Source organism: Pseudomonas sp. B14(2017), assembly GCF_002113255.1.
GTDB classification, from domain to species: domain Bacteria; phylum Pseudomonadota; class Gammaproteobacteria; order Pseudomonadales; family Pseudomonadaceae; genus Aquipseudomonas; species Aquipseudomonas putida_Z.
Map to the genome: position 1 here is coordinate 85281 of NZ_NEJY01000016.1, position 12615 is coordinate 97895.

General features: G+C 65.4%; 7 protein-coding genes. 1 reads left to right on the forward strand and 6 read right to left on the reverse strand.

Going from position 1 to position 12615, the window contains the following annotated elements:
- The first annotated feature begins 53 nt into the window (after nt 1–53).
- Nucleotides 54–314: a DUF1652 domain-containing protein gene (locus CAG34_RS17595; RefSeq protein ID WP_013972974.1), complete on the forward strand. Its 261-nt coding sequence runs from the start codon at nt 54–56 to the stop codon at nt 312–314.
- On the opposite strand, the gene CAG34_RS17600 is transcribed toward CAG34_RS17595, so the two are convergent.
- From CAG34_RS17600 to tpx, 6 genes are all read right to left on the reverse strand, one after another.
- Nucleotides 311–2401 (reverse strand): bifunctional diguanylate cyclase/phosphodiesterase, encoded by a 2091-nt coding sequence (locus CAG34_RS17600; RefSeq protein WP_085591516.1) that lies wholly within the window; start codon nt 2399–2401, stop codon nt 311–313. The two genes, CAG34_RS17595 and CAG34_RS17600, sit on opposite strands and share 4 nt — an antisense overlap.
- Before the next feature lie 247 nt (nt 2402–2648).
- Complete coding sequence (locus tag CAG34_RS17605; RefSeq protein ID WP_085591518.1) at nt 2649–4136, reverse strand: efflux transporter outer membrane subunit; 1488 nt, start codon at nt 4134–4136, stop codon at nt 2649–2651.
- Entirely contained in the window at nt 4133–7240 is a 3108-nt protein-coding gene (locus CAG34_RS17610; RefSeq protein WP_085591520.1) for an efflux RND transporter permease subunit, read from the reverse strand. Before CAG34_RS17610 ends, CAG34_RS17605 begins: the two co-directional genes overlap by 4 nt.
- On the reverse strand, nt 7237–10335 hold the full coding sequence (locus CAG34_RS17615; RefSeq protein WP_085591522.1) for an MdtB/MuxB family multidrug efflux RND transporter permease subunit: 3099 nt from the start codon (nt 10333–10335) through the stop codon (nt 7237–7239). The genes CAG34_RS17610 and CAG34_RS17615 overlap by 4 nt, the downstream gene beginning before the upstream one ends.
- The gene (locus CAG34_RS17620) at nt 10332–11654 is read right to left on the reverse strand and encodes an MdtA/MuxA family multidrug efflux RND transporter periplasmic adaptor subunit (protein ID WP_085591523.1); all 1323 of its coding nucleotides are present in this window, start codon (nt 11652–11654) and stop codon (nt 10332–10334) included. The genes CAG34_RS17615 and CAG34_RS17620 overlap by 4 nt, the downstream gene beginning before the upstream one ends.
- A gap of 348 nt (nt 11655–12002) precedes the next feature.
- A complete protein-coding gene (gene tpx / locus CAG34_RS17625; RefSeq protein ID WP_025338839.1) occupies nt 12003–12503 on the reverse strand; it encodes a thiol peroxidase in 501 nt (166 codons plus the stop codon).
- Nucleotides 12504–12615 lie beyond the last annotated feature (112 nt).

Genomic DNA, 12615 nt, shown 5'->3' on the forward strand with positions numbered 1-12615 from the left:
GCATCGATGTGGCCACCCGCTCACCACGTCCAGGTACGGACAAGGAGGCTGGCATGAACAAGATGACGTTCCCCAACGCCTGCCAGGTGATGCGCTGGCATTTCCACCCGCTGGGCTTCGAAGCCAGCATGGATGCGCCGCGCAGCATGGTCGCGCGGCTGTTCGACCGCGCCACCGGCGAAACCCTGCTGGCGATTGCCGGCATCCCCTGCTCGGCGATCATGGCCGCCGCCGATGTAGAGCGCATCATCGAGGCCGTCGAGGCGGAGATGGATACCTTCATGCCCGCCTTCACCTTGCGCGACGCGGTCTAGCCCGCTGCGGTACTTTCCTGGCGCATGGCCTGCAACTTGCCCATGAACTGCTCGGCCGGCACCGGCTGGCCCAGCAGGTAGCCTTGCAGCGAATCGCAGCCCAGGCGGGTCAGGAAGTCCTGCTGCCTGTCCGTCTCCACCCCTTCGGCGACGATGCGCAGGCCCAGCGCCTGGCCCAGCGCCACGATTGCCGAAACGATCGCCGCATCGTCGCTGTCCTGCTCCAGGTCGCGCACGAAACCGCGGTCGATCTTCAGCTCGTTGGCCGGCAGGCGCTTGAGGTACATCAGGCTGGAATAGCCGGTGCCAAAGTCATCGATGGACAGGTCCACGCCCATGTCGGACAGCCGCTGCAGCACCGTCAGGCTGGCATCGGCGTCGTGCATGGCGGTGGTTTCGGTAATTTCCAGGGTCAGGCAGTTGGCCGGCAGGCTGTTCTGCTGCAGGGCCCGGGCCACGCTCTCGACCAGCCCGGCATGGCAGAACTGGATGGCAGACAGGTTCACCGCCATGCGCCAGCCGTGGTGCCCCCGGTCCAGCCACTGGCGCATCTGCCGGCAGGCCTCGTTGAGCACCCATTCGCCAATGGGAATGATCAGGCCGGTCTTTTCCGCCAGGCCGATGAAACGGTCGGGCAGCAACAGGCCCTGCTGCGGGTGCTCCCAGCGCAGCAAGGCCTCGGCACCGATCGGCTGGCAATTCTGGGCATCGAACTTGGGCTGGTAGTGCAGGCGGAACTGACGCTGCTCCAGGGCCTGGCGCAGGTCCTGCAGTAGCTGCAATTGCTGGCGGGCGTTGCTGTTCATCGACACGTCGAAGAAGCTGTAGCCATTCTTGCCGGCGCTCTTGGCGTGGTACATGGCGGCGTCGGCATTGCGCAACAGCTCGTGCTGGTCCTGGCCATTGCCCGGGTACAGGACGATGCCCAGGCTCGCCGTCAGCTGCAGGTCATGCTCGGCCACGCGGAACGGCCGTGATACCAGATTGACCTGCTTGACCGCCACATCCATGGCATCGTTCGGCTCGCGCAGCTGGACCAGCAGCACGAATTCGTCGCCGCCGATGCGCGCCAACGTGTCCTGGCTGTGCAGGTGCCCGCGCAGGCGTGTCGCCACCGCCTTGAGCAGCAAGTCGCCGACGTGGTGGCCGAAGGCATCGTTGACGGGCTTGAAGCCGTCCAGGTCGATGAACATCAGGGCGAAGCAGCCGCCCTGCTCCGCTACCTTGGCGATGGCCTGCTCGATGCGGTCGGCCAGCAAAGTACGGTTGGGCAGGTCGGTGAGGGTGTCGTGCAGGGCCAGCTGGGTCAGTTCCTGGTTGGCCAGGGTCAGCGAACGGGCCAGCTCGGCGGTGCGTGCCTCCAGGCGGGCGTCCAGCACCGAGGTGAGCAAGGCCACCGCCAGTACCGCCAGGGTGGTGATCAGCACCAGGTAGACCAGGCCGTCGCCTTGCAGGCCTCCCCCGGCCAGCGCACCGCAGAAGCTGCCTTCGGGGAAATTCGCCGCGGCCATGCCGGTGTAATGCATGCCGACGATGGCAAAGCCCATCACCACCGCCGCCAGGCCGCGAATCTGCCGCACATAAGGGGTGTGCGCGCGCAGACGGAAGGCGATCCACAAGGCCGCTGCCGAGGCGCCCACGGCAATCAGCAGCGAGGCCCCGAACAGCGTCGGGTCATAGTCGATGCCCGGCAGCATGCGCAGCGCGGCCATGCCGGTGTAGTGCATGCAGGCGATGCCGGCGCCCATGATCAACGCGCCAAACGCCAGCTGCTGCCACGGCAGGCTCGGCTGGCTGACCAGCCACAAGGCAAAGCCCGAGGACAACACGGCAATCAGCAGCGAGAACGCGGTCAGGGCAAGGTCGTAGCCCAGGTCGATGGGCAGGCTGAAGGCGAGCATGCCGATGAAGTGCATCGACCACACGCCGATGCCCATGGCCAGCGCGCCACCCCCCATCCACAGGCAGGCAGCCCGGCCTTTGGCCGTGGCGATGCGGCCGGTCAGGTCAAGGGCGGTATAGGACGCCAGGATCGCCACGCACAGCGAAATCAACACCAGCGAAGAGGAGTAGCTACCGGTCAGCATTGGGAGTTCCAGCGACGGGACGGGAGGCCCGGAAAAAGCTGACGATTGTACTCAAGCTTAGGCGAAACGCACGGGGTTTTTGCGAATGGGAATGGATCCAAAGCCCGCATGGGGCTGCTGCGCAGCCCATCGCCGGCAAGCCGGCTCCCACCTCGACCGCATCGACCTCAGGGCTTGCACAGTACCTGTGGGAGCCGGCTTGCCGGCGATGAGGCCGGTACAGCAATTCGCTGTACTAAAGGCCCAATCAATCCTGCTCGGCAAACGCCTGTTCCGCATCCCAACCACCACCCAGCGCGGCAACCAGCTGCACGCTTGCCACCAGCCGCCCCTGCAGCAGGTTCAACACACTGCGCTCGTTGCTCAGCGCCGTGGTCTGCACGTTGACCACATCCAGGTAGCCGATCAGCCCGGCGCGGTACTGGTTCTCGGTCAGGCGCAGCGACTCGCGAGCGGCATCCAGTGCCTCCTGGCGCACCACCGCCTCATCGCCATACACCTTCAACTGCACCAGCAGGTTTTCCACTTCCTTGAAGCCGTCGAGCACGGTCTGGCGGTACTGCGCCACGGTCTGGTCATACACCGCCACCGTGCGGTCCACCTCGGCACTGCGCTTGCCGGCGTCGAACAAGGTCAGCGCCAGCTGCGGGCCCACCGACCAGTAGCGGTTGGGCAGTTCGATCCAGTTGCTGAAGCTGCTGCTGGAGTAACCGCCACTCATGCTCAGGCTCAGGTCCGGGAAATACGCCGCCCGCGACACGCCGATGTTGGCGTTGGCAGCCATCACGTTGCGCTCGGCCGCAGCGATGTCCGGGCGTCGCTCCAGCAACTGCGAAGGCAAGGCCACCGGAATTTGCGGCAGCGCCGGAATGGCCTTGCTGTCGGCCAGGGCGAAGTCCGCCGGGACCTTGCCCAGCAACACGGCAATGGCGTTCTCGAACTGCGCGCGCTGCCAGATCAGGTCGATCAGGTCGGCCTGGGTGCTCTTTAGCTGGGTGCGCGCCTGGGCCACCGCATCCGGGCCGGCGACGCCGGCGCGGTACTGGTTTTCGTTCATCCGCAGGGAACGTTCATAAGCTGCCACGGTGGCTTCCAACAGGCGCTTCTGCTCGTCGATCACCCGCAACTGCAGGTAGTTCTGCACCAGTTCCGACTGCTGGCTGAGGCGGATCGAGGCCAGGTCGGCCAGGCTGGCTTCGGCACTGGCTTCGTTGGCATTGAGGGTTTCGCGCAGCTTGCCCCACAGGTCGATTTCCCAGCTGACGCCGAGCTGGGCGTTGTAGGTGTTGCGAATGCCGCTGCTGTTGTTGGACAGGCTCGAGCTGGAGCTGCCGGTGCCCTGGGCCGAGCGGTTCTTGCTGACGCTCAGGTCCAGGCTGGGGAACAGTGCCGCCCGGCTGCTGCGCACCAGCGCCTGGGCCTGGCGGTACTGGGCCTCCGATTGCGCCACGGTCTGGTTGCTGCGGTTGAGCTCTTCGACCAACGCATTGAGCCCGGCATCGCCGTAGATTTCCCACCAGGCGCCGCGGGCGATGGCATCGGACGGCGTGGCCTGGGTCCAGCCTTCGGCATGCTTGAACTGCGCCGTGCTGCTCAGCTCCGGGCGGTGGTAGTCCGGGCTCAGGGTGCAGGCGCTGAGCAAGGCGACGCACAACCCGGCGCCGAGCAGGCGCGAGCCACGCCCACGGGTCAGCGTCTGCAGGGCGCGGTGAAGTGGGGTCTGGGCAAAAGTCATAGCGGGGTTTCCAGGGCGGCGTCGGTGCGCACGCCACGCCAACGGTTGAAACGGTGACGCAGGCGGTCCAGGTACAGGTAGACCACCGGTGTCGTGTAAAGGGTCAGGATCTGGCTGAACACCAGGCCGCCAATGATGGTCAGGCCCAGTGGCTGGCGCATTTCCGCGCCTTCGGCGCTGCTCAGCAGCAGCGGCAAGGCACCGAGGATGGCCGCCAGGGTCGTCATCAGGATCGGCCGCAGGCGCAGCAGGCAGGCCCGGCGGATCGACTCTTCCGGTGTCAGGCCCTGGTGGCGCTCCAGCTGCAAGGCCAGGTCGATCATCAGGATGGCGTTCTTCTTCACCACGCCGATCAGCAGGAACAGCCCCAGCAGCGAGATCAGGCTGAACTCGCCGCCGGTGACGTACAGCGCCAGCAAGGCACCGACGCCGGCCGAGGGCAGTGTCGAGAGGATGGTCAGCGGGTGAATGTAGCTTTCGTAGAGGATGCCCAGCACCAGGTAGACCAGCACCAGCGCGCCAAGGATCATCAGCGGCTGGCCTTCCTGGGTCTTGGCGAAGGCATCGGCGGTACCACCAAGCTTGGCGATCACTTCCTCAGGCAAGCCCAGCTTGGCCACCGCACGCTCCAGCGCCGCCATGGCCTGGTCGGGGCTGTAGCCTTCGGCGACGTCGAACGCAATGCTTTCGGCGGCGAACTGGCCTTCGTGGCTGACCCGGTCGTTGGCCAGGCTGTTCTCATAGTGGGCGATGGTCGACAGCGGTACGCGGGCACCGTCGGCGGTTATCACCTGCACCTGCTCGAGGGTGCTCGGGTCCCAGGCGTACTTCGGGTTGATCTCCAGCACTACCTGGTACTGGTTGAGGCTGTCGTAGATGGTGGAGATCTGGCGCTGGCTGTAGGCGTTGTTCAGCACCGTGGTGACCATGTCCATGTCGATGCCCAGGCGCTTGGCCTGGTCGCGGTCGACCACCAGGGTCACCTGCTGGGTGCCGGCACCGTCGCGGGCGTCGATGGCTGTCAGTTGTGGCAGTGCGCGCAGCGCCGCCACCACTTTCGGGAACCACTCGCGCAGGGCCGCCAGATCCCCGCTCTGCAGGGAGTAAAGGTACTGCGAGGAGGTCTGGTCGCGGCCCCCGCCGCCCAGTTGCAGGTCCTGGTCGGCCATCAGGAACAGGCGCCCGCCGGGTACCTTGGGCATTTCCTTGCGCAGGCGTTCGATCACCTTCTGGGCGTCGAGCTTGCGCTCACTGATCGGTTTCAGGCGCACCAGCACAAAGGCATTGTTGGTCCCGCTGTTGCCCCCGATGAAGCCGGCAACGCTCTGCACTGCCGGGTCGGCCAGCAATGCGCGGCGATAGATCTCCATTTTCGGTTGCATCACGCTGAACGACAGGCCGTCGTCGCCACGGATGAAGCCCATCAGCTGGCCGGTATCCTGCTGTGGCATCAGCGTCTTGGGCACCACCACGTACAGGGCGATGTTGATGCCGATGGTGGCCAGCAGGCTGATCAGCGTCAGGCGCTTGTGGCGCAAGGCCCAGCCCAGGCTTCGGTCATAGGCATCGACCATGCGCTGGTGCAACTGGTCGCTCCAGGGCTGCAGGCGGTTCGGCTCGGCCTGGTGCGGCTTGAGCCAGCGGGCGCACAGCATCGGCGTGAGGGTCAGCGACACCACCAGCGACACGATGATCGCCGCCGCCAGGGTGATGGAGAACTCCTGGAACAGGTTGCGCACGATGCCGCCCATGAACAGGATGGAGACGAACACCGCCACCAGCGACACGTTCATCGACAGCAAGGTGAAACCCACTTCCTTGGCACCCAGGAAGGCCGCCTTCATCGGCGGCTGGCCGTCCTCGATGTGCCGGGAGATGTTCTCCAGCACCACGATGGCGTCGTCCACCACCAGGCCGGTGGCAAGAATAAGCGCCATCAGCGACAGGTTGTTGAGCGAGAACCCGCACAGGTACATGACCGCGAAGGTGCCCACCAGCGACACTGGCACCGCCAGGCTGGGGATCAGCGAGGCCCGCAGGCTGCCGAGGAACAGGTAGACCACCAGGATCACCAGCACCACGGCGATCAGCAGGGTGTGCTCGGCTTCCTTGAGGGTTGCCTTGATCACTGGCGAGCGGTCCATGGCCACGTTCAGTTGCACGCTGGCCGGCAGCAGCGACTGCAGGGCCGGCAGCTGCGCCTTGATCTGGTCGACCGTTTCGATGATGTTGGCGCCGGTCTGGCGGTTGACCACCAGCAGCACCGCGCTCTGGTCATTGAAGAAGCCGCTGTTGTAGCGGTTCTCGACACCATCGGTGATGGTCGCCACGTCGGACAGGCGCAGGATGGTGCCGTTCTGCTGGCGGATCACCACGGGCTCGTAGTCCTTGGCGCTTTCCAGCTGGTCATTGGCGCGCACCTGCCAGTTGCGCTCGGCGTCCTCGACAAAGCCCATCGGCCGGCGCTGGTTGGCGTTGGACACGGCAGTACGTACTTCATCCAGCGACAGGCCGTACTGGTTGAGCAATTGCGGCTCCACGGCAATGCGCACTGCCGGCAACGAACTGCCGCCGATCTGCACCTCCCCTACCCCGGGCACCTGGGCCAGGCTCTGCGACAGGATGGTGTCGGCCAGGTCGTACAGCTGGCCCTTCTGCAGCACGTCCGAGGTCAGCGACAGCACCATGATCGGTGCCTGCGACGGGTTGATCTTCTTGTAGGTGGGCATGCTGCGCATACCGCTGGGCAGCAGGTTGCGGGTGGCGTTGATCGCCGCCTGCACCTCGCGCGCCGCACCGTCGATGTCGCGGCCCATCTCGAAGCCGATGATCACCCGTGTGGAGCCCTGGTTGGAGCTGCTGGTCAGGGTGGTCACCCCGGCAATGCTGCCCAGCTTGCGCTCCAGCGGCGTGGCCACGGTGGAGGCCATCACTTCCGGGCTGGCGCCGGACAGGTTGGCCGACACCACGATCACCGGGAAGTCCATCTGTGGCAGCGGCGCCACCGGCAGCAGGCCGAAGCTGACCCCGCCCAGCAGCATGATCGCCAGGCTCAACAGCATGGTCGCCACCGGGCGACGGATGAAAGGACCGGACAGGTTCATGCCTCGGCCTGCTTCACGTCAGTGGCCGGGCGCCAGCGGCGGGCCAGGCGGTCGAAGTACAGGTAGATGACCGGGGTGGTGAACAACGTCAGCACCTGACTGACCAGCAACCCGCCGACCATCACCAGGCCCAGCGGCTGGCGCAGCTCGGCGCCGGAACCGGTGGCGAGCATCAGCGGCACAGCGCCGAACAGCGCGGCCAGGGTGGTCATCAGGATCGGCCGGAAGCGCAGCAGCGCCGCCTGGTAGATGGCATCGCGCGGGCTCATGCCCTGCTGGCGCTCGGCCTCGAGGGCGAAGTCGATCATCATGATCGCGTTCTTCTTGACGATGCCGATCAGCAGGATGATGCCGATGATGGCGATCATACCCAGGTCGTTGCCGCTGATGAGCAAGGCCAGCAAGGCGCCGACCGCCGCCGACGGCAGGGTCGATAGAATGGTCACCGGGTGGATGTAGCTCTCGTACAGCACGCCCAGCACGATGTACATGGTCACCACCGCCGCCAGGATCAACAGCAAGGTGCTCGACAGCGATGCCTGGAAGGCTTCCGCCGCACCTTGGAAGCGGGTTTGCACGCCCAGCGGCATGCCGATGTCCTTTTGCACCTGCTCGATCACCTGCACCGCCTCGCCCAGCGAAGCGCCGTGGGCCAGGTTGAACGACAGGGTCACCGCCGGGAACTGGCCGATGTGGGAAATGGCCAGCTGGGCCTGGCGCTGCTCAATGCGCGCCAACGCCGACAGGCGCACCTGGCCGCCATCGGTGGCCTTGACGTGGATCGACTCCAGCGCCTGCGGGCCGATCACCGCCGCATCCTGCGACTGCAACACCACGCGGTACTGGCTGGCCTGGGTGTAGATGGTCGAGATCTGGCGCTGGCCGAAGGCGTCGTACAGGGCGTTGGTGATCTGCGACACGCTGATGCCCAGGCGGCTGGCCATGTCGCGGTCGATCACCAGGTACACCTGCAAGCCCTTGTCCTGCAGGTCGCTGGCCACGTCGGCCAGTTCCGGGCGCTGCTGCAGCGCCTGCACCAGCTTGCCGCTCCACTGCGCCAGCAGGTCGGCGTCCGGCGACGACAGGCTGAACTGGTACTGGGTACGGCTGACCCGGTCTTCGATGCTGAGGTCCTGCACCGGCTGCATGAACAGGCGGATACCCACCAGCCGGTCGACTTGCGGCTGCAGGCGGTTGATCACCTCGCTGGCAGTGACATCACGCTCGCCATGGGGCTTGAGGTTGATCAGCAGGCGGCCGCTGTTGAGCGTGGCGTTGTCGCCATCGACACCGATGTAGGACGACAGGCTCTGCACCGCCGGGTCCTGCAGGATCACCTTGCTCAGGGCCTGCTGGCGTTCGCTCATGGCGGCGAACGAGGTGGACTGCGGCGCTTCGGAAATGCCCTGGATCACCCCGGTGTCCTGCACCGGGAAGAAGCCCTTGGGCACCACCATGTACAGGAATACGGTGAGCGCCAGGCTGGCCACGGCCACCAGCAGCGTCAGCGGCTGGCGCTTGAGTACCCACTGCAGGGCGCTGCCGTAGTGCCTGATCAGCCAGTCGATCCAGGCGCCACTGGCGCGGTAGAACCGGCCCTGTTCCTCTTCCTTGGGCTCACGCTTGAGCAGGCGCGCGCACATCATCGGCGTGAGGGTCAGCGATACCACCAGGGAAATCAGGATGGCCACCGCCAGGGTAATGGCGAACTCGCGGAACAGGCGGCCGACCACATCGGCCATGAAAAGCAGCGGGATCAGTACCGCAATCAGCGAGAAGGTCAGCGAGATCAGGGTGAAGCCGATTTGCCGGGCGCCCTTGAGCGCAGCCTGCATGGGCGTCTCGCCCTCCTCGATGTGCCGGGAGATGTTCTCCAGCATGACGATGGCGTCGTCGACCACGAAACCGGTGGCGATGGTCAGGGCCATCAGCGTCAGGTTGTTGACCGAGAAGCCGGCCAGGTACATCACGCCGAAGGTGCCGATCAGCGACAACGGCACGGCGATCGACGGAATGAGGGTGGCACTGAAACGGCGCAGGAACACGAACGTGACCATAACCACCAGGGCGATGGCGATCAGCAGTTCGTGCTGCACATCCTTGACCGCGGCGCGGATAGTCTGGGTGCGGTCGGTGAGCACCGAAACATCGAGGCCGGCCGGCAGGTTGTCGGTGATCGACGGCAGCAGTTCCTTGATACGGTCGACCACTTCGATGACGTTGGCGCCCGGCTGGCGCTGGATGTTCAGCAGCACCGCATGGTTTTCATTGGCCCAGGCAGCCAGGCGCTCGTTCTCCGCGCCGTCGACGATTTCCGCGACGTCCTTCAGGCGCAGCGGTGCACCGTTGTTGTAGGCCAGGATCAGGTTGGCGTATTCCTCAGGGGAGCGCAGCTGGTCGTTGGCATCGAGCATTGACACCCGGGTCGGGCCATCGAAGTTGCCCTTGGGCTGGTTGACGTTGGAGGCGCCGATCAGGGTGCGTACGTCCTCCAGGTTCAGGCCGTTGGCGGCCAGGGCATCGACGTTGACCTTGATCCGCACCGCCTGACGCTGACCGCCGGCGATGCTGACCATGCCCACACCGCTGATCTGCGCGAGCTTCTGGGCCACGCGGGTATCGACCAGGTCGTTGAGCTTGGGCAGCGGCATGGTCTTGCTGGAGATGGCCAGGGTCAGCACCGGGGTGTCGGCCGGGTTGACCTTGTTGTACACCGGCGGCGCCGGCAGGTCGCTGGGCAGCAGGTTGCTGGCGGCGTTGATCGCGGCCTGCACCTGTTGCTCGGCAACGTCCATGTTCATGTCGAGGTTGAAGCGCAGGGTCAGCACCGAGGCGCCGCCGGAGCTGGTCGAAGCCATCTGCTCCAGGCCCGGCATCTGCCCGAACTGGCGTTCCAGCGGCGCGGTAACGGCGCTGGTCATGACCTGCGGGCTGGCACCGGGGTACAGGGTCATGACCCGGATGGTCGGGTAATCCACCTGCGGCAAGGCGGAAACCGGCAGCAGCTTGTAGGCGATCAGGCCGGCCAGGACGATGGCCAGCATGCTCAGCGTGGTGGCAACCGGCCGCAGGATGAACAGACGCGAGAGGTTCATGCGCCCGCCTTGCCTGCTGCGCTACCAGGCTGTGCTTTACCGGGCTGCACATCACCAGTGCTTGCCGAACCCTTGGCTTCCTGGCCTTGCAGGTGCTGGCCCGGGGTGGTCGGCACCTGCGAGCTGTCTTCGACCACTTCCACCTTGGTGCCTTCGCGCAGGCGGTCGGTGCCTTCCAGCACCAGGCGGTCGCCGGCCTTGAGGCCCTCGAGAATGACGCTGTTCTCGCCGTCGCTGGCGCCAACCTTGAGCTTGCGGATATTGACCGTGTTCTGGTCATTGACCACGTAGGCGAAGGAGCCGTCATTGCCGAACTGGATGGCCGCCGCCGGGGCCATGGTCACCTGCTTGAGGGTGTCGGCCAGCAGGCGCACGTTGACGAACTGGTTGGGGAACAGGGCCAGGTCCTTGTTCTCGAAGCGGCCCTTGAACTTGAGGGTGCCGGTGGTGGTGTCGATCTGGTTGTCGATGCTGCCCAGCACGCCGGTGGACTGCAGCTTGCTGTCACTGCGGTCCCAGGCCTCGACCGGCAGGCTGGCGCCGCTGCGGTAGCGTTCCAGCACGGTGCTCAACTCGGTTTCCGGCAGGGTGAAGGCAACGCTGATCGGCTCGGTCTGGGTGATCACCACCAGCGCGGTGGTGTCGTTGGCGGCCACCAGGTTGCCCAGGTCGAGCTGGCGCAGGCCCACGCGGCCGTTGATCGGCGCGCGGATCTGGGTGAAGTCGAGGTTCAGGCGGGCGTCGTTGACCTGCGCCTGGTTGGTCTTCACCAGCCCCTGGAACTGCGCCACCTGCGCTTCGGCGGTGTCGAGGGTTTGCTTGGCGATGCTGTCCTCGGCGTACAGGCCTTTATAGCGGGCCAGGTCGACCTGGGCGTTCTTCAGTTGCGCCTGGTTCTGCGCCAGGGTGCCTTCGGCCTGTTGCAGGGCGATGCGGTACGAGCGCGGGTCGATCTCGGCGAGCAGGTCGCCGGCCTTGACCTGCTGGCCTTCCTTGAAGTGGATCTTGACCAGCTCGCCAGCCACGCGGCTGCGCACGTTGACGGTGTTGGTCGCGGTGACGGTGCCCAGGGCCTTGTAGTACAGCGGGAAGTCACCCACCCGCACCGGCTCGACGCGCACCGGCACCGGGTCGCTGGAGCCGCCGAAGCCCGGGCGACCGCCCATCATGCCCATGCCCTTGCCACCGCGCCCGCCACCGGCTTCTTTAGGCGCAGGCGCCGCTGCGGGCCACAGCCACCAGGCCAGTGCAGCCACCAGCAGCAGGATCAGCAGGCCTACGAGCCAGCGACGAGGGGAACGGGGATTGGACGCTTGCATGGGTTGAACGAACCTTGTTCGGAATGACGACTTGGGGAGGATGAACGATAAGCACTGGCATCGTTTTAGCAAAGCGCCTTTACCAGAGGCTTACCTTTGCCTGACGTTGCCAAGGGGTTGAACTTTAAATGAAAACGGCCCGGAACGCGTTCCGGGCCGTTTACAGGGTGTTGCTTGGAGCGGTGGCGGGCTGAAAGGTTTCGGTTGCCTGTACCGGCCCCTTCGCGGGCTTGCCCGCTCCCACAGGTACAGCACAGGTTTCAAAGGCTGTGACATCCCTGTGGGAGCGGGCAAGCCCGCGAAGGGGCCGGTACAGGCGATAGACGCCCGCCCTGCCCCACACAACCCTTACTTCAGCACAGCCAGCGCTGCATCGTAGTTCGGCTCATCAGCAATTTCGCCAACCAGCTCGCTGTGCAGCACCTTGTCGTTTTCGTCCAGCACCACCACGGCACGGGCAGCCAGGCCGGCCAGCGGGCCATCGGCAATGGCCACGCCGTAGTTTTCGAGGAACTCGCGGCCACGCAGGGTCGACAGGTTCTTCACGTTGTCCAGGCCTTCGGCGCCGCAGAAGCGTGCCTGGGCGAACGGCAGGTCAGCGGAGATGCACAGCACCACGGTGTTGGCCACATCGTTGGCCTGGGCGTTGAACTTGCGCACGGAGGTAGCGCAGGTCGGGGTGTCGACGCTCGGGAAGATGTTCAGCACCTTGCGCTTGCCGGCGTAGTCTTTCAGCGACTTGTCAGCCAGGCCTTCACCTACCAGGGAGAAAGCCGGAGCCTGGGCGCCGGTTTTCGGCAGTTCGCCGTTGACCTGAACCGGGTTGCCTTTGAGAGTCACTTGAGCCATGACGAAATCCTTATGCGGGGTTTGAAAAGGACACTGAGTTAAGCATGAAGGCGGCCGGGTGCCTATGGGGGCAGGTGAAATTGTTCTGTTGCCGGACAATTCTTGTGGACAA

Excerpts from the sequence above, each read along its gene's own strand:
- CAG34_RS17595 (WP_013972974.1), top strand. The coding sequence starts at position 54 with ATGAACAAGATGACGTTCCCCAACGCCTGCCAGGTGATGCGCTGGCAT.
- CAG34_RS17600 (WP_085591516.1), bottom strand. The coding sequence starts at position 2,401 with ATGCTGACCGGTAGCTACTCCTCTTCGCTGGTGTTGATTTCGCTGTGC.
- CAG34_RS17605 (WP_085591518.1), bottom strand. The coding sequence starts at position 4,136 with ATGACTTTTGCCCAGACCCCACTTCACCGCGCCCTGCAGACGCTGACC.
- CAG34_RS17610 (WP_085591520.1), bottom strand. The coding sequence starts at position 7,240 with ATGAACCTGTCCGGTCCTTTCATCCGTCGCCCGGTGGCGACCATGCTG.
- CAG34_RS17615 (WP_085591522.1), bottom strand. The coding sequence starts at position 10,335 with ATGAACCTCTCGCGTCTGTTCATCCTGCGGCCGGTTGCCACCACGCTG.
- CAG34_RS17620 (WP_085591523.1), bottom strand. The coding sequence starts at position 11,654 with ATGCAAGCGTCCAATCCCCGTTCCCCTCGTCGCTGGCTCGTAGGCCTG.
- tpx (WP_025338839.1), bottom strand. The coding sequence starts at position 12,503 with ATGGCTCAAGTGACTCTCAAAGGCAACCCGGTTCAGGTCAACGGCGAA.